Here is a 16,532-nt window from a genome sequence, read left to right as displayed (position 1 = left end):
AATCTCTCTGAAATCTGTAAAGGCAAGTGCTATAAACCTTGTCATATCAAGGTTTTCAGACGTTTCAAATTTTATGAAAACAAAAGAAAATTATTTTCAAATAGCGCTTACATGAAGATGGTTTTCATGAAAAAAGATGAAAAAAATAAACGCCAGCCAAAAAGGCTGTACGTTTATTTAGTTTACCCCAATATATTGATTTTCAATCGAGACTTTCCCGATTGCTTTGTATTTTTCATATCTTTGTTCGACTAGTTCTTCAGGCGTTAGTTTGAGCAAAGATGTAAGTGACTGTTTTAATGTTTTTTCCATGTAAGCTGCTTGTTGTTTCACGTCTCGATGTGCTCCACCTTGCACTTCTTTAATAACATCATCTATAATATCTAATTCTTTTAGGTCTGGAGCGGTAATTTTCATTGATTCTGCAGCTTTTTTCGCAAGTGATGAGTCCTTCCAGAGCAGTGCTGCTGCACCTTCAGGTGAAATCACTGAATACGTAGAGTTTTCTAGCATGAATAGGTGGTTTCCTACGCCTAAGCCTAGTGCGCCGCCGCTTCCGCCTTCTCCAATGACAATACAGACAACTGGTACACGAAGTCCTGCCATTTCGAATAGGTTTTTCGCAATTGCTTCACTTTGTCCGCGCTCTTCAGCCGCTTTACCAGGATAAGCTCCTTTTGTATCAATAAAGCAAATGATTGGACGATTAAATTTATCTGCTTGTTTCATCAAGCGCAGCGCTTTACGGTAGCCTTCTGGATGAGGCATTCCGAAATTACGGCGCAAGTTTTCTTTTGTATCTTTACCGCGCTGATGGCCAATAACCGTGACAGGAAGCCCTTTAAACGTGGCAATTCCTCCAACGATCGCTTCATCATCACCATAAAAACGGTCACCGTGACATTCGAAAAAGTTGTCAAACAGCTCTTGAATGTAATCGAGAGTTGTTGGGCGCATCGCATGCCGAGCAATCTGCACTCTGTCCCACGGCTTTAAATTTGTATAAATGTCTGCTTCAAGCTTGCTCAGACGTGTTTCAAGGCGCTCAATTTCTGCACTTAAATCCATTTCTGAGTTTTGTGTGAACTTTTTCAGTTCATCAATTTTCGCTCGAAGTTCAATGACAGGTTTTTCAAATTCTAGTTCTCCAGCCACTCTCGTTCACCTCCTGTGCTGTGTAGCGCTAAGATTCGGCCTAGTGTTTCTTTCATTTCTGAACGATGGATGACAGCATCAAGCTGTCCATGCTTCATTAAAAATTCAGCCGTCTGGAAGTCCTCCGGCAGGTCTTCACGAATCGTTTGTTCAATGATTCTGCGGCCTGCAAAACCAATTAAAGCACCAGGTTCTGCAAAATTGTAATCACCGAGAGAAGCAAAACTAGCTGATACACCGCCAGTTGTTGGGTTCGTCATCACAGAGATAATCAAACCTTGATCCTCGCTGAACAGTTTTAATGCTGAACTTGTTTTTGCCATCTGCATGAGACTGAGAATTCCCTCTTGCATTCTCGCTCCGCCAGAAGCAGTAAAGATAATAAATGGCACCTTGTCCGCTTTTGCTTTCTCGATCGCCAGCGTGATTTTTTCACCAACAACCGATCCCATGCTGCCCATACGGAACGTGGCATCCATGACAGCAATCACAGCACTTTGGCCTTCAATTTCACCTTTACCTGTAACAATGGCTTCATTCAAAGATGTTTTTTCTCTGTCTTTCTCAAGCTTTTCTTCGTAGCCTGGGAAACCGAGCGGGTTTGATGAAATGAGGTGCCCGTTAAATTCTTCAAATGTGCCTTCATCTACAAGGCTTTCAATACGCTGTTTTGCATTCATTTGCAAATGTCTGCCGCAATTCATACAAACACGTAAATTTTTATCTAGTTCTTTGGTGAGCATTATTTTTTTACATTGCGGACATTTGGTCATGATGCCTTCAGGCACATCTTGACTTGCCTGTTCAGAGGGTACAGATGCATATTTTTTCTTTTTACTGAAAATATTCTTGATTGACAAATGACTACCTCCCTTTTTGAAGGGTTTTTTCTTTACACGCACATCCACTATTATAGGACATGTCATAACTGTACCGAAACTATTGTACTTTTTTTGTCAAACGCTGTCATCCTTCATTCAATTTTTTCAGTGGGGAATTGATGAGAAATGAGTATGTGTTTGGGGCGCTGAGCAGTTGATATGTTTGAATTGTGAACGTCTACAAAAAAATCTCATTCCGGATGAAAAAATTTTCGCGTAAGAGAGGAAATGGTGCACGTTTTTCTCCAGTTTCAGAAAGAACGTGCACACTTTTCCAGTTGATTATTCGCCGATAATCGTTAATTTTCTTGTTTTTTCAGCGACAGCTTCTGGGTCGACTTTGATTCTTGCAACGCCAGTTTCCATTGCTGCTTTTGCCACCGCTTTTGCTACCGCTGGTGCTACGCGTGCATCAAATGGTGCAGGGATGACATATTCAGCTGACAATTCTTCATCTGAAACAAGAGACGCAATGGCTTCAACAGCTGCGATTTTCATTTCTTCGTTAATGTGAGTTGCACGTACATCTAATGCTCCGCGGAAAATTCCTGGGAATGCCAGTACGTTATTCACTTGGTTCGGGAAGTCAGAACGGCCAGTTCCTACAACACTTGCTCCTGCTGCATGTGCATCTTCTGGCATGATCTCTGGATTTGGATTAGCCATAGCAAAGATGACAGGATCTTTTGCCATTTTTCCAACCATTTCTTTTGTTAAAGCGCCTGCTACAGAAACCCCGATAAAGACGTCTGCGCCTTCAATGACCTCTTCTAATGAACCTTCTTTGCGGTCTTGGTTCGTGAATTTAGCTACTTCGTTTTTCACTGCATTCATACCGTTCGGGCGGCCTTCGTAAATAGCACCTTTCGTATCACACATAATGATATCACGTACACCGAAATGATAAAGAAGTTTGATAATCGCAATTCCTGCTGCCCCGGCGCCGTTTGCAACTACTTTGATTGAAGACATGGATTTTCCAGATAGCTTCAATGCATTCACAAGTCCTGCTACTGTCACAATGGCTGTTCCGTGCTGATCATCGTGGAAAACTGGAATGTTTGTCTCTTTTTTCAAGCGCTCTTCGATGATAAAGCAGTTAGGCGCTGCAATATCTTCAAGGTTCACACCGCCAAAAGTCGGCTCAAGAAGCTTCACTGTTTCAACGATTTTGTCTACATCGTTCGTTGCAAGCGCGATTGGGAAGGCATCTACGCCTGCAAAACTTTTGAATAATACAGCTTTCCCTTCCATTACTGGAAGAGATGCTTCTGCACCAATATTTCCAAGTCCTAAAACAGCGCTTCCGTCTGTGACAACAGCGACCATATTGCCTTTCATTGTATAATCATACACTTTGCTTGTGTCGTCATAAATATCCTTACATGGTTCTGCAACACCAGGTGAATAAGCCAAGCTCAAGTCTTTCGCATTTTTCACTTGTACTTTTGACTTTGATTCGAGTTTGCCTTGATTCTCTTTGTGCATATGTAATGCTTCTTCTCTTAATGACATGTGATGAACACTCCTTCAAGTGGAAAATGATTTAATGATTTGCTAAGTTGATAAGCACATACTGGCAGTTTTAAATAAACAGAATCTTTAAAATGATAACACAATAGGTGAATTTGTAAAACATATTCAGGCGATTTGTCATCATTTAATCACAACGTTTTGTTCACCGAGCAGCTCTTTTAACTGGAAAATCACAGCATGATCTGCATGAACTTTGTATGCATCTGGAAGTCTCATCGTCTTTTTTTGCTTCTCATAATACAAATAGACATCTGCTTCTCCGCTGTGCATTGAGATGACTCGTTTTACTTGCTCTAGCAGCTCCTGCGTATGATTCTCTTCTTTCACACGAATGTAGACAGACTCTTTTCTTTTTTCGTCCATCTCTTCCAGCAAAGCAGCTTCTTGCACGATGATTTGACTGCTGTCATTTCTGACCTCTACTCTGCCTTCAACATAAAGCATGTTGCCCTCCTCAAGTAAGGGGGACAGCTTTCTAAATTGCTCTGGAAAGACGACGCCTTCCATTTCTCCCGTTTCATCCCCAAATGTAACAAATGCCATCGATTGTCCATTTTTTGTCCGAATCGATTTCACTTTTGTCAAAAGACCACCCATTGAGATTTTACGCTTTATATAGGAAGAAAGCCTGATGATTTCCACTGCACCATTCTCTCTTAAGCGGTCTCGGTATGCTTGTACTGGGTGATTTGATAAATATAACCCGAGTGCCTCTTTTTCAAATTGCAGGAGATCAACAAGCGGCATTTCTTCTATCTCCGCATATTTTGGCTTAATGGAGAAGGTTGTATCCCCAAGAAAGTCCAGCTGATCCTCTGGATTTAAAAATGACACGTGATCTAACGCGATATCTATCGATGCTAATAACGAAGCACGATTGGGATAAAACTCATCCATCGCCCCTGAAAAAATGAGCGCTTCAATCGTTTTTCGGTTGACACTCTTTGGTGATACTCTTGCGCAAAAATCAAATAAATCTTCAAACGGCTTTTCCTGTCTTGCTCTGTATATATCCTTTACAGCTGACACTCCGACATTTTTGATCGCTCTTAAGCTGTAGCGGATCTCCCCTTTTTCAACCGTAAATGGAAACTCACTCTTATTAATAGAAGGCTTCAACACAGATATCCCTTTTTCCTTCGCCTCATAGAAATATTGAGCAACTTTGTCTTCATTTCCAATTACACTCGTTAAAAGACCGCACATAAAATATAACGGATAATGCGCTTTTAAATAAGCAAGCTGAAAGCCAATCATGCTATATGCAACAGCATGGCTTCTATTAAAACCATAGTTTGCAAATTTGACGATTAAGTCATAAACGTCATTTGCAATGTTAACAGGATACTCCTTTTTGAGGCATCCTTCAACAAAATGGCTTCGCTCTTCATCCAGGACCTTTTTATCCTTCTTTGAAACAGCTCTTCTTAATAGATCTGCCTCGCCCAGCTGAAAACCAGCCATCTTCGCTGCAATCAGCATGATTTGCTCCTGATAGACGATGACCCCATATGTATCCTTTAATATGTCATACAAATCAGGATGAGGATAGGAGACCTTGACTCTGCCATGCTTTCGGTCGATAAAAAGCGGGATATTTTCCATTGGACCTGGACGATAGAGAGCATTGACCGCCACGATGTCTTCTAAACTAGACGGCTTCAGGCGTCTCAGCACCTGACGCATTCCCTGTGATTCAAGCTGGAATATTCCAGTTGTATCTCCCGCGGATAACAATTCAAACGTTTTCTGATCCTCATATGAAATGTCACTAAAGTTAATGTGGACGTTTTCCTGTCTTTCAATCTGGTTTTTAATGGATTCAATTAATGTTAAGTTTCTGAGCCCTAAGAAATCCATCTTTAAAAGTCCAAGATCTTCTAAATAATTCATGGCGTACTGCGTTAAATACACACCTTCATGGCCGTCTTGAATCGGAACGACCTCTGTCAGCGGCTCTTCACTCAGCACAACACCAGCTGCATGTGTCGAGGTGTGTCTTGGCAAGCCTTCTACTTTTAAAGCAGTTTGGAAGACCTTTCGAAGCTCTTCGGATTGCTGAAGCATCGTTTTTAATTCAGAAGATGCAGTCACCGCTTCTTTCAGCGTCGTTCCTGGCTTTGATGGAATCAGCTTGGCAAGACGGTCCGCTGCCTTTGAATCAATTCCCATCACACGTCCAACATCCCTTAAAGCAGCTTTTGCTGCAAGTGTTCCAAACGTGACAATTTGCGCCACATGCATGTCTCCGTATTTGTCTTTTACATAAGAAATGATTTCATCTCTTCTCGTGTCGGGGAAATCAATATCAATATCTGGCATGCTGATCCGCTCTGGATTTAAGAAACGCTCAAATAAAAGACCGTGACGGATCGGATCGACATCCGTAATAAACAGAACATACGCAACAAGTGAACCCGCTGCTGATCCCCTTCCAGGGCCTGTGACAATCCCTTTGTCATGCGCATACTTCATAAAATCCCACACAATGAGAAAATAATCACTGAAATTCATTTTTTGGATAATGCTCAGCTCATATTCAAGCCTTTTGACATACATGTCATTTGAAGCAATCTTTCTTTGCTTCATCCCTTCTGCACACACTCTGCGTAAAAACTGATCTGCTGTTGATTGATCAGGAGTCGGATAGGATGGAAGTTTTGTCTGCCCAAGATTTAAATCAACTTCACAGCGGTTTGCAATCTCCACCGTTCTTGTCAGCAGCTCTCGATCATCTCTATACCATTCCAACATTTCTTCAAAGGTTCTGAAATGCTTTTCTCCTCGGTCTTCCTCTATCTCTGAAAGCTGCTTACCTGCTTTAATCGCCTTTAAGCACGTATAAGCCATTTTGTCTTCTCGATTGATATAGTGAACATCACCCGTCGCAACAAGAGGAATGTCTGCACTTTGTGAGACGTCCCGCAGTTTGCCGGCGAGCGATTCGTCCTGCTGAAATGGCTGAAGTGCGATATACACATGTCCCTCGCCGAATATATGCTGCAATTGTTTGGCGGCTTCACGCGCTTCTTCTAACTGATCATGCTGCAAAAGCGTTTCAATATACCCAGATGCGCCTGGTGTGATGGCAATGAGCCCGCGGTGATAGCTTTTGAGCCATTTCTCTTTCAATCCGGCTTTTGATTTTGATTTCAGCACACTGCTGATTTTGATTAGGTTTTGATAGCCTTCATTGTTTTTTGCAAGGAGTACCAGGGGATAAGCCTCTGTCTCTTGTTCATCTATGAAGACAGAAGCTGTTAAACCGATAACCGGCTTGATGCCATGTTTTTTACATTCCTTATAAAATTCAACCGTGCCATACATCACATGGTCATCGGTAAGTGCGAGCGCCTTGCAGCCAAGTTCTTTTGCTTTCAGCACAAGCTCCTTTACTTTAGCTGCACTGCTTAACAAGCTGTATCCACTGTGGACCTGAAGATGAACATAAGACATGCTTAATCCACTCCTTTCGTCTAAAGTCATTCTTTCATTATAAAACGCGATGCGATGAGAAACAAATGTTCTTTCTTTTCTGTCCGTTCATACTTGTCCAGCACACGCCATATATTGAATAGAGTGAGGTGGACAAAATGGATGTGAAGGAAGCTTTTATTCCGAATTTTATCAGCTGTTATTTTATCGCCCTAGGGGTCATCTTGGGTGGTGCTATCATAGGCGGCGTTGGTGCGTATTTATCTGGTCAGCCGCCTTTATCCATTATTACTAGTCTTGCCAACCGTTTAAAGATTTGGGCGCTTGTCGCCGCTATCGGCGGAACATTTGATGCTGTATATAGCTTTGAACGAGGCATTTTTGAAGGAAACACGCGTGATATTTTCAAGCAGATTTTATTAATCATCTCTGCCATGGGCGGTGCACAAACGGGGTATCTCATAATTACGTGGCTCACCCAGGAGCATGTGTCATCATGAGGGTGCCGGAGCTGTATAAACGCCCAGGCTGGCAGCGTTTTTTTGCAGGAATGATGTTTGGTGCGATTGTAAGCTGGCTTATTTTTCTCTTTACTTACGGAACCTTTCAGGAAAAACAAGTGACACTGCTGAGAAGCCAGCAGCATCATATGGACAGTCTGAAAGAACAAATCACACTCTATCGGGAAGATTTGCATAAGTTAAATGAGGATAATAAGAAGCGGCTGCTGATCCAAAGCGTAGATGTTCATCTCGTGAATCGTGAGCAATATAAAATCCCAGAGCCAGATACGCTAAAGTTTGAAGATCAGGTCAAGGAGGATATCTCAGAAGTCATTACAAAAGATATTGAAAGTGTCTATAAAACAAAGGAATTACTAAAACGGACAGTGGAAAATAAAGAATATACCATTCGGGAAAAGGCATACCGCGCGAAAGTGACAGAGCTGACAATTTATACGAAGCTTTCACTTGAAGTACGTATTTCATTTGCTGAATAAAGAGGTTGTGGAATTTTTATGAATTTCTGCCCTCAATGATTTCTTTTCACGCTTCATTTTTATACACTAAAAGTAGAACGAGATCTTAAATAGAAAGAGGTGAGGACAATGGAGGTTTACAGCTATCGTCAAATGGCACGAGACAAAGCAAGCCGGATCAAAGACGGCATGTGTGCTTATGCTGAGACAGAAATGATGGCTCATTTAATTAAAAAAGAATTAAAGCATCAAAATCTCCAAGCCTATGAAGATTCAACAGACATCGGCTGCTGGTTTATCCCTGTATGCAAGTAACCCTTTTCTCCATGACAAAAAAGAGAGAAGGGACTTAAGTATCCCTCCTCTCTTATGATGATGATTTACATACTTCCTCTAAATCACGCAAAATCTCATCTGCTACTGCCCAATCATAAATGGACGCACCGGCTGCAAGCGGGTGGCCGCCGCCATGATATTTTTTCGCAATGGTATTAATGACGACGCCTTTAGAGCGGAATCTCACACGAATCTGATCGTTTTCTTCCACAAAAAAGACCCATGCCTTAATGCCTGCAATATTTCCTAGTGTCCCAACAAGTTGTGAGGCCTGCTGCGCTGTTGTTTGGAACGATTCCAAAATTTCACGCTTAATGAAAACAGATGCAACCCCGTTCTCTGACAAAGAAATATGTTGAAAAATATAGCCATTTAATTTCACGACATTCAAATCTGTCTCATACAATTGATTGAAAAGATCTGAAGATGAAAATGGATATTCGATCAGTTCCCCTGCATATTTGAGTGTCTTTTTCGTTGTGTTTGGGAAAAGGAAGCGGCCTGTGTCTCCTACAATGCCGGCATAGATCAATTCAGCTGCCTTTGTGTTCAGCTGATATCCTTCTTCTTTCCCCTCTAAGTACAATTCATAAATCATCTCGCTCACAGAGCTTGCCTCTGTATCCACCCAAAGCAAATCACCATAAGGATCTTCATTCGGGTGATGGTCGATTTTCATCAGCTTATCGCCCATTAAATAGCGCTGATCATCGATTCTTGCTTGATTGGCCGTATCACAGACAATGACAAGGGCCCCTTTATACACGTCGTCTGGTACCTCATCGAGTTCATATAAAAATGAAAGGGATGGCTCAGGCGTTCCTGTCGCATAAATATTTTTTTCTGGATAGGTGGCACGCAAGATTTCCGTAAGGCCGCACTGCGATCCATACGCATCAGGATCTGGTCTTACATGTCTATGGATGATGATGGTGTCATATAATGATATGGTTCTAATCAGTTCTTTTTTCATAAAAACTCCTTCTCATGCGATACTCTTTTTATTATTAAATCATAATCTATCGTGACGGAAAAGTGAGGAATAGACAATTTATTCTAGTAAGCAAGCCTATTTACGTTTAAAATAGGGTTGTAACCACTTACAATGGAGGCTTGGCACATGCTTGTTTTGATTGTGTTTATTATTTGTTCTGCCATGTTTTATTTATACTACAAAGCAAAAAATGTTCGTACGAACCGGCCAGTCGAGAAAAAATTCTGGTCGGCGAAATCCAGTATGGCACTTGGCTGCTTTGTCCTGCTCTTCGGTGTGAATCAATTATTTTTAAACCGCTCGTCACTTGCATTTGTCATCGGATTTATTTTTGTTGCTGTTGGTATCGGCAGTACATGGGCTGGGTATAAAGCCTACAAGCACTATCTTCCGCTCTTTTTAAAGGAAGGCGAAAAAGATCACGCGTAATAAGGAAAGGGGCGACATGAGTTCGCCCTTTTTATCATTATCCTCTTTCCATCAGCTGCACCATCAGCATCGCTTTTCCTACGATATTCGATTGATGGTACACCTCGACTTCCAGCTTTCCAAATTTGCGTCCTACTTCTAAAATATTCGGCTTAATCTGGATTGTGGATTCCATTTGGACTGGTTTTAAAAAGTAGACAGAAAGACTCTCAACGATCAGTTCGCCTTTTTTATGAGATTTTAAGAAGCGGTTGGCTGATTCGATTAAAATTTGTGTGAACACTCCATATGAAATGTTTCCAAGCTGGTTCGTCATTTGCGGGGTGACCTCGTATTGATAAACCGCATCTGCTTTTGGTTTCTCTGTATCGGCTTCTTTAAATCCTCTTGAGACAACATCATCCAGCTTTTCTCCGACCTGCGGCTGCTTTTGAATCATTTGGAGCGCCTTGAGCACATCCTGACGGCTGATCATACCAATCAGCTTCGCATGATCATCCACAACTGGCAGCACCTCAATGCCTTCCCACACCATCATTTGTGCAGCTGAGGCGACAGATGTTTTGCCAATGACCGTCAGCGGATTTTTCGTCATCACTTTTTCAATCGGTGTGGAGCGGTCATGCCCCGCAATATCCTTTGAGGTGAGGATTCCGTGAATCTTCATTTGATCATCTGCGACCGGGAAACGGCCGTGGCCAGTTTCATAATTCTTTTCATACCATTTTTCAAGCTTATCCTCTGGTGATAAATACACGGTGCGTTCAATCGGCGTTAAAATATCTTCTACAAGCACAATTTCTTTTTTAATTAATTGGTCATAAATGGCTCTGTTAATGAGAGCCGCTACGGTAAATGTATCGTAGCTTGTCGATAAAATCGGCAGCTCCAGCTCATCTGCGAGCTGAATGATTTCATCATCTGTTGAGAATCCGCCTGTGACCAGCACAGCCGCCCCTGCCTCTAATGCCTGTCTGTGGGCATTGATTCGGTTTCCGACGATGAGCAGGTTGCCAGCTGCTGTATAGCGCATCATTGCGTCCAGCTCCATCGCTCCGATAACAAATTTATTTAACGTTTTATGTAAGCCGGCGCGTCCTCCAAGGACCTGTCCATCAATGACATTGACCACTTCTGCATATGTCAGTTTTTCAATATTTTCTTTTTTCTTTTGTTCAATTCGAATGGTGCCGACTCGTTCAATGGTACTGACGAATCCTTTATTTTCAGCATCTTTGATGGCCCGGTAAGCGGTGCCTTCACTCACTTTCATTTCTTTCGCTATGCGCCGGACAGAAATTTTCTCTCCGACATCTAATGAATCAATATACGATAAAATTTGCTCATGCTTTGTCGCCAATCCCGTTCACCCTTTTTGTTTTCAGCGTTTTCATCTATGTTTCATTATAAGGGCAGGAGGCTTTTAATAGCAATTTGTCTTTTCTTTCGGCAGATGAAGGCAAATAAAAAAGCCGGCATTTGTGTGCCAGCTTCTTTCATATGAGGATTAAATCTCGATTGATTCCCCGCTGTTTAACACATGACCGACGCCGCCATGCAGGCTGTCTGCAAAGGCATGCGGATCCTGTTCAATTGGCGGGAATGTGCTGTAGTGAATCGGAACGACCTGCTTTGCACGCAGCCATTCTGCTGCGATTCTTGCATCTTCCGGTCCCATCGTGAAGTTATCCCCGATTGGAAGAAAGGCAAGGTCAATATGATTCAGTTCACCGATCAGCTTCATATCTGAAAAGAGCGCGGTGTCTCCAGCATGATAAATCGTTTTGCCCTCTGCCGTGAATAAAATACCTGATGGCATGCCTGTATACGTAATTGTTTTCGTTTCTTCATCAATGACAGCTGAACCATGAAACGCTTGCGTGAGCTTCACTTTACCAAATTCAAACTCACGTCCGCCGCCGATATGAAGCGGGTGCGTTTTCACCCCTTGCCAGCTTAAATAAACTGCAAGCTCATTTGGCGCAACGACGAGAGCGTCATTATTTTTAGCAATTTCAATCGTGTCACCAAGGTGATCTCCATGTCCATGTGTCAGTAAAATGACATCCGCTTTCACATCTTGCGGATTAATCTCTGTGTGCTTATTTCCATTTAAAAATGGGTCAATCCAAATATGGTATCCGTTTGTTTCAATGTGTACAACTGAATGTCCATGATATGTAGCTTTCATGTAAGTATATCCACCTTTCAAATTTTGATCTCATATCATTTATTCCCTCTATAAAAAGCTGAAAAACTTAATGCCTGTGAATCACGTTAAGACCACCTGTTGCCTCAATGACGGTGCCTGTAATGAGGTCTGAACGGTCATCACATAGAAATGAGATGATACGCCCTATATCCTCTCCAGTGCCAGACCTGCCTATCGGCGTTTCATCGTCTTTGATTTGACGGGCTTTCTCTATTGTCGATTCTTTCATGTCTCCAACGATTTTGCCTGGACAAACCATATTAGCAGTGATGCCATTTTCGGCTTCTTCAATCGCAATGGTTTTCGTCAATGACGCAAGACCCACTTTTGCCGCTCCAAAGGCTGATCTGTGCATCCAGCCTGGCGCATGGTCTGCACCTTGGAAGCCATAAGTGATAATGCGGCCAAAGCCTTGTTTTCTCATCATTGGGATGACCATTCGGAACAAATGGAATACTGCTGATAGGTTGCCTTCCATCATTTGATACCATTCATCTTCAGAGTAATCCGCCAATTTTTTTCGTTCAAAAATATAAGGACCGGCATTGTTAATCAAGGCATCAATCCGCCCAAATCGCTCTGCTGCCAGCTCTACCATGTTTTTTAAATCTTCTTTTTTTGTCACATCACCTTGGACAAATTGAAGCTTATCTTCGTACTGGTGTAATTCTTCTTTCATCTGCCGGACAGCTTCATCATCACTTCGATAATTCACTGTCACAGAATACCCCATATTCAGTAAAGACTCGGTGACTTTCCGGCCAAGTCCTTTAGAACCCGCTGTTATTAATGCGTGTCGCACACAATCTCCTCCTAAAGCAAAGGTTGCAAGTTCACGTGTTTCTTTTGTTATCTTTACTTTACTATAAACCGGCATCTGGCGCACTTATGAACCCTTTATCGATATGAGTCAAACAGTATAGGGTGATTCATCCATTTTTTCAAATCCCATGAGCCATGGATATCGAGCAGAAGAGAAACAAAACGATAGCACTCTCTCACCTCATGAAGATCACGAGGAAGCGGGCAAATCTCTTCATAGCCCAATTGAACATTGCGGGCAGCTTCTTTCGTCAAAAGGTATTCCAATGCAATAAAATCAAACGCAGCTGGTCCATATACGACATATTCTGTATCAACTAAACTCGTCACTTGCTCATCTTTTTCAATATATTGAGACGGATCTAAATCAATTAAAATGAGACTGGCTGAATCAGGAGGCTTTAGCTTTTCAATCTTTTGCAGCGCAATTTCTGCATAACAGTGAAATTCAGGCTGATCAGCGTAATAGCGGCCTATGAGTTTGGATACAGCCTTTTTTAACACAGCATGGAATTCTCGCAAATGCTTCTTTTCAGCTCCGTATACTGCACCAAAAAAGTCAGTACGATATGAATGAAGCTGTGCTAATTTCCTCCCATAATCCTTATAAAAGTCTGATGAACGTCCCTCAAAAGATGTGAAAGGTGTTCCTTCTACTTTTTCCATTACATAAAATTGTCTCCCTGCCTTCTTCACTTTACGAACAACTTCTGGAATATGAAAGGAATGCGTATGAGACAGCTTTTGATTGATTTGATCAATATGCTCTTGTACAGTACGGTCATCTACTCCATAGATCATTTTGATCCCAGACACAAATTCACTTTCTTCTCTTGCAGTTTTAGGAGATTTGACTACATATTCCGTTTTATCTTGTAAGGAGATCAGCCACACATCATTAGCCCGTCCATCATATTGTTCTCCTAACGCTTTCACTGATACGATTGGTTGATGAAACAAAGCCTCAAGCGTTTTCTTCATGATCTGCTGTCACTCCCTCTTCTGCTTGACGCAGGTATGCTTTCATTTCTCCAATGATCATCAATCTCCTTTTTCCATGACAAAAAAACCATCCGTATAAACGAATGGTTTTCATAAGTTACGCCAGGCATGCTTTTGCTTTTTCTAAAGCGAGCTGAATTTGTTTGAATCCAGTTCCGCCTGCACTTGTTCTTTTTTCAACAGCAACATATGGATCAAGAACAGTGTAAATGTCTTGTTCAAAAAGCTCGCTTGCTTCTGTGAATGATTCAAAAGATAGATCACTTAGATAGATGCCTTTTTGAATACATGTATACACAAGCTTGCCAACGATTTCGTGTGCTTCACGGAATGGCATGCCTTTTTTCGCAAGGTAGTCTGCCACTTCTGTCGCATTTGAGAAATCTTCTTTTGTTGCCTTTTTCATGACATCTTCGTTCACTGTCATCGTTTGAATCATACCTGTGAAAATTTGCAGGCTGCCAGCGATGGTTTTCACTGTATCAAACATGCCTTCCTTATCTTCTTGCAGGTCTTTGTTATACGTAAGCGGCAAGCCTTTCATAATCGTGAGAAGCCCCATCAGATTGCCATACACGCGGCCTGTTTTCCCGCGAATTAATTCAGCCATATCTGGGTTTTTCTTCTGCGGCATCATGCTGCTGCCTGTTGCATACGTGTCATCGAGTTCAATGAATTTGAATTCTTGCGAACACCATAAAATGATTTCCTCACAAAAACGTGAGAGGTGCATCATCACAAGACTGCTATTAGATAAAAACTCTAAAATGAAGTCCCGGTCACTCACACCATCGAGGCTATTTTCGTAAATGTGGTCAAAGCCAAGCTGCTCTGCTGTATATTCACGATCAATCGGGAATGTCGTTCCTGCTAACGCACCGCATCCAAGTGGAGACACGTTAATTCGCTTTAATGAATCTTGGAAACGCGCTTTGTCACGCTCAAACATCCAGAAATAGGCGAGCATATGATGGGCAAAGGAAATAGGCTGTGCACGCTGCAGGTGCGTATATCCTGGAAAAATCGTTTCAACGTGCTGTTCTGCCTTTTCTACAAGCACCGTTTGAAAGGAAGAGATCAGTTCAATAATATGCTCGACTTGGTTATTCAAATATAAATGCATATCGGTTGCAACTTGATCATTCCGGCTTCTCGCTGTGTGCAATTTGCCGCCAAGCGGACCAATCTCATCAATGAGCATTTTTTCAAGGTTTAAATGAATGTCCTCATAATCGACTGAGAATTCCAGTTCATTCGCCTCTGCCTTTTTCATGAGCGTATTTAGTCCATCTTTGATGGCAGCGGCCTCCTCATCGCCGAGGATACCGCATTTATTCAGCATACTTGCATGAGCAAGGGAGCCGGTCAGATCTTCTTTGACTAATTGTTTGTCGAAATGAATGGATGCGCCAAACTCATCGACCCATTTTTCTGGTGTTTTTTGAAATCGGCCTCCCCAAAGCTTTTTCATGCTTTAACCTGCTCCTTTTTATTCACGATGCTGTTTACTTTTGTCGGTAAGCCCCAAAGATTAATAAATCCTACAGCTGCATCATGATCGAATTCATCTGCTTTTGTATAAGTTGCTAGATTTTCATCATAAAGTGAATATGGTGATTTACGTCCTTCTACAATGGCATGACCTTTAAATAGTTTCACACGTACAACACCCGTTACGTTCTGTTGTGTTTCTTGTAAGAATGCATCTAGTGCTTCTTTCAGCGGTGAGAACCATAAGCCGTTGTATATTAATTCAGCCATTTTTTGTTCAACGATTGGTTTAAAGTGTGCGACTTCTTTGACAAGCGTTAAGTCTTCAAGCTCTTTATGCGCTTTTAGAAGTGTGACAGCACCTGGGCATTCGTACACTTCACGAGATTTGATGCCGACAAGACGGTTTTCAACGTGATCGATTCTGCCAACACCATGCTGTCCAGCGACTTCATTTAAATGAAGGATGAGATCAGATAATGAATACTGGATACCATCAATGGCTGTCGGTTTTCCTTTTTCAAACGTGATTTCAATGATTTCAGGTGTGTCAGGCGTTTTTTCAAGTGGATTTGTCAGATCATATGCACCCTCTGGCGGCGCAGCCCAAGGATCTTCTAAAATGCCACATTCGTTACTTCTGCCCCAAAGGTTTTGGTCGATTGAATATGGGCTGTCTAAGTTAATCGGAATTGGAATACCGTGTTTTTGTGCATAATCGATTTCTTCATCACGAGACCATTTCCATTCACGCACTGGTGCAAGAACTTCTAGGTCTGGATTCAATGCTTTAATGGATACTTCAAAACGAACTTGGTCGTTCCCTTTTCCAGTACATCCATGAGCAACTGCTACTGCATTTTCTTTTTCTGCCACTTCCACTAATTTTTTTGCAATAAGCGGACGGGATAGTGCAGATACTAGTGGATATTTTCCTTCATACATTGTGTGTGCTTGTAATGCAGTGAGTGCAAACTCTTCAGCAAATTCTTCTTTTGCGTCAATCATGTATGATTGAACAGCTCCGACTTGAAGTGCTTTTTGTTGAACGAATGCTAAATCTTTTCCTTCACCTACGTCTAGGCAGCAAGCAACGACTTCGTATCCTTGCTCTTGTAACCATTTAACTGCAACAGAGGTATCAAGACCTCCGGAATATGCTAATACGACTTTTTTATTTTGTGACATGATTGAAAAGCTCCTCTCGCTTGTTTTGATTCTGTGAATGTTTTTTGCATAAAAATAAGTTTTAATTTATAA

The 16,532-nt window shown here is 41.8% G+C and carries 15 protein-coding genes; 4 read left to right on the top strand and 11 right to left on the bottom strand.

All coding sequences use genetic code 11. From position 1 onward, the window contains the following. Positions 1-177 precede the first annotated feature (177 nt). The 4 genes from accA to dnaE form a co-directional block, all read right to left on the bottom strand. A complete protein-coding gene (gene accA / locus AWT60_RS07795) occupies positions 178-1,155 on the bottom strand; it encodes an acetyl-CoA carboxylase carboxyl transferase subunit alpha (protein WP_024424795.1) in 978 nt (325 codons plus the stop codon). Further along, positions 1,140-2,015 (bottom strand): acetyl-CoA carboxylase, carboxyltransferase subunit beta, encoded by an 876-nt coding sequence (gene accD / locus AWT60_RS07790; RefSeq protein WP_041107216.1) that lies wholly within the window; start codon positions 2,013-2,015, stop codon positions 1,140-1,142. Before accD ends, accA begins: the two co-directional genes overlap by 16 nt. A gap of 303 nt (positions 2,016-2,318) precedes the next feature. Continuing rightward, on the bottom strand, positions 2,319-3,551 hold the full coding sequence (gene ystJ / locus AWT60_RS07785; protein ID WP_025092260.1) for an NADP-dependent malic enzyme: 1,233 nt from the start codon (positions 3,549-3,551) through the stop codon (positions 2,319-2,321). Positions 3,552-3,692: 141 nt separating this feature from the next. After that, positions 3,693-7,028 (bottom strand): DNA polymerase III subunit alpha, encoded by a 3,336-nt coding sequence (dnaE, locus tag AWT60_RS07780; protein WP_218677103.1) that lies wholly within the window; start codon positions 7,026-7,028, stop codon positions 3,693-3,695. A gap of 137 nt (positions 7,029-7,165) precedes the next feature. On the opposite strand from dnaE, the gene ytrH reads away from it, so the two are divergent. The 3 genes from ytrH to AWT60_RS07765 all read left to right on the top strand — a co-directional run bounded on the left by ytrH (position 7,166) and on the right by AWT60_RS07765 (position 8,301). Then, complete coding sequence (gene ytrH / locus AWT60_RS07775; RefSeq protein ID WP_024424798.1) at positions 7,166-7,507, top strand: sporulation membrane protein YtrH; 342 nt, start codon at positions 7,166-7,168, stop codon at positions 7,505-7,507. Next, positions 7,504-8,007, top strand: coding sequence for a sporulation membrane protein YtrI (ytrI, locus tag AWT60_RS07770; RefSeq protein ID WP_003216226.1), 504 nt, complete (start codon positions 7,504-7,506; stop codon positions 8,005-8,007). The genes ytrH and ytrI overlap by 4 nt, the downstream gene beginning before the upstream one ends. Positions 8,008-8,115: 108 nt before the next feature. Further along, positions 8,116-8,301, top strand: a complete 186-nt coding sequence (locus AWT60_RS07765; RefSeq protein WP_003216400.1) for a YtzJ family protein — start codon at positions 8,116-8,118, stop codon at positions 8,299-8,301. Positions 8,302-8,353: 52 nt separating this feature from the next. Here AWT60_RS07765 and AWT60_RS07760 read toward each other — a convergent pair whose 3' ends face one another. Beyond that, positions 8,354-9,295, bottom strand: coding sequence for a DHH family phosphoesterase (locus AWT60_RS07760; RefSeq protein ID WP_024424800.1), 942 nt, complete (start codon positions 9,293-9,295; stop codon positions 8,354-8,356). A gap of 147 nt (positions 9,296-9,442) precedes the next feature. Between AWT60_RS07760 and AWT60_RS07755 the strand changes: the two genes are divergently transcribed. Next, a complete protein-coding gene (locus AWT60_RS07755; protein WP_003216665.1) occupies positions 9,443-9,745 on the top strand; it encodes a YtpI family protein in 303 nt (100 codons plus the stop codon). Positions 9,746-9,782: 37 nt separating this feature from the next. Here AWT60_RS07755 and AWT60_RS07750 read toward each other — a convergent pair whose 3' ends face one another. From AWT60_RS07750 to AWT60_RS07725, 6 genes are all read right to left on the bottom strand, one after another. Then, positions 9,783-11,105 carry a CBS domain-containing protein gene (locus tag AWT60_RS07750; protein ID WP_024424801.1) on the bottom strand — a complete coding sequence of 441 codons (1,323 nt, stop codon included), beginning with the start codon at positions 11,103-11,105 and terminating at the stop codon, positions 9,783-9,785. Between the two features lie 147 nt (positions 11,106-11,252). Continuing rightward, positions 11,253-11,936, bottom strand: a complete 684-nt coding sequence (locus tag AWT60_RS07745; protein WP_218677102.1) for a metal-dependent hydrolase — start codon at positions 11,934-11,936, stop codon at positions 11,253-11,255. 67 nt (positions 11,937-12,003) lie between these two features. After that, complete coding sequence (locus AWT60_RS07740; protein WP_218677101.1) at positions 12,004-12,759, bottom strand: SDR family oxidoreductase; 756 nt, start codon at positions 12,757-12,759, stop codon at positions 12,004-12,006. 95 nt (positions 12,760-12,854) lie between these two features. Then, a complete protein-coding gene (locus AWT60_RS07735; RefSeq protein ID WP_218677100.1) occupies positions 12,855-13,760 on the bottom strand; it encodes an aminoglycoside phosphotransferase family protein in 906 nt (301 codons plus the stop codon). A gap of 118 nt (positions 13,761-13,878) precedes the next feature. Then, entirely contained in the window at positions 13,879-15,252 is a 1,374-nt protein-coding gene (gene argH / locus AWT60_RS07730; protein ID WP_218677099.1) for an argininosuccinate lyase, read from the bottom strand. Next, positions 15,249-16,460 carry an argininosuccinate synthase gene (locus AWT60_RS07725; protein ID WP_024424806.1) on the bottom strand — a complete coding sequence of 404 codons (1,212 nt, stop codon included), beginning with the start codon at positions 16,458-16,460 and terminating at the stop codon, positions 15,249-15,251. Before AWT60_RS07725 ends, argH begins: the two co-directional genes overlap by 4 nt. Positions 16,461-16,532 lie beyond the last annotated feature (72 nt).

The organism is Bacillus sp. F2HM (assembly GCF_019266135.1).
In the GTDB taxonomy this organism is placed as follows: domain Bacteria; phylum Bacillota; class Bacilli; order Bacillales; family Bacillaceae; genus Bacillus; species Bacillus safensis.
The sequence above is the reverse complement of the archived record's forward strand: the minus strand, read 5'-3'. Positions and strand labels throughout refer to the sequence as shown.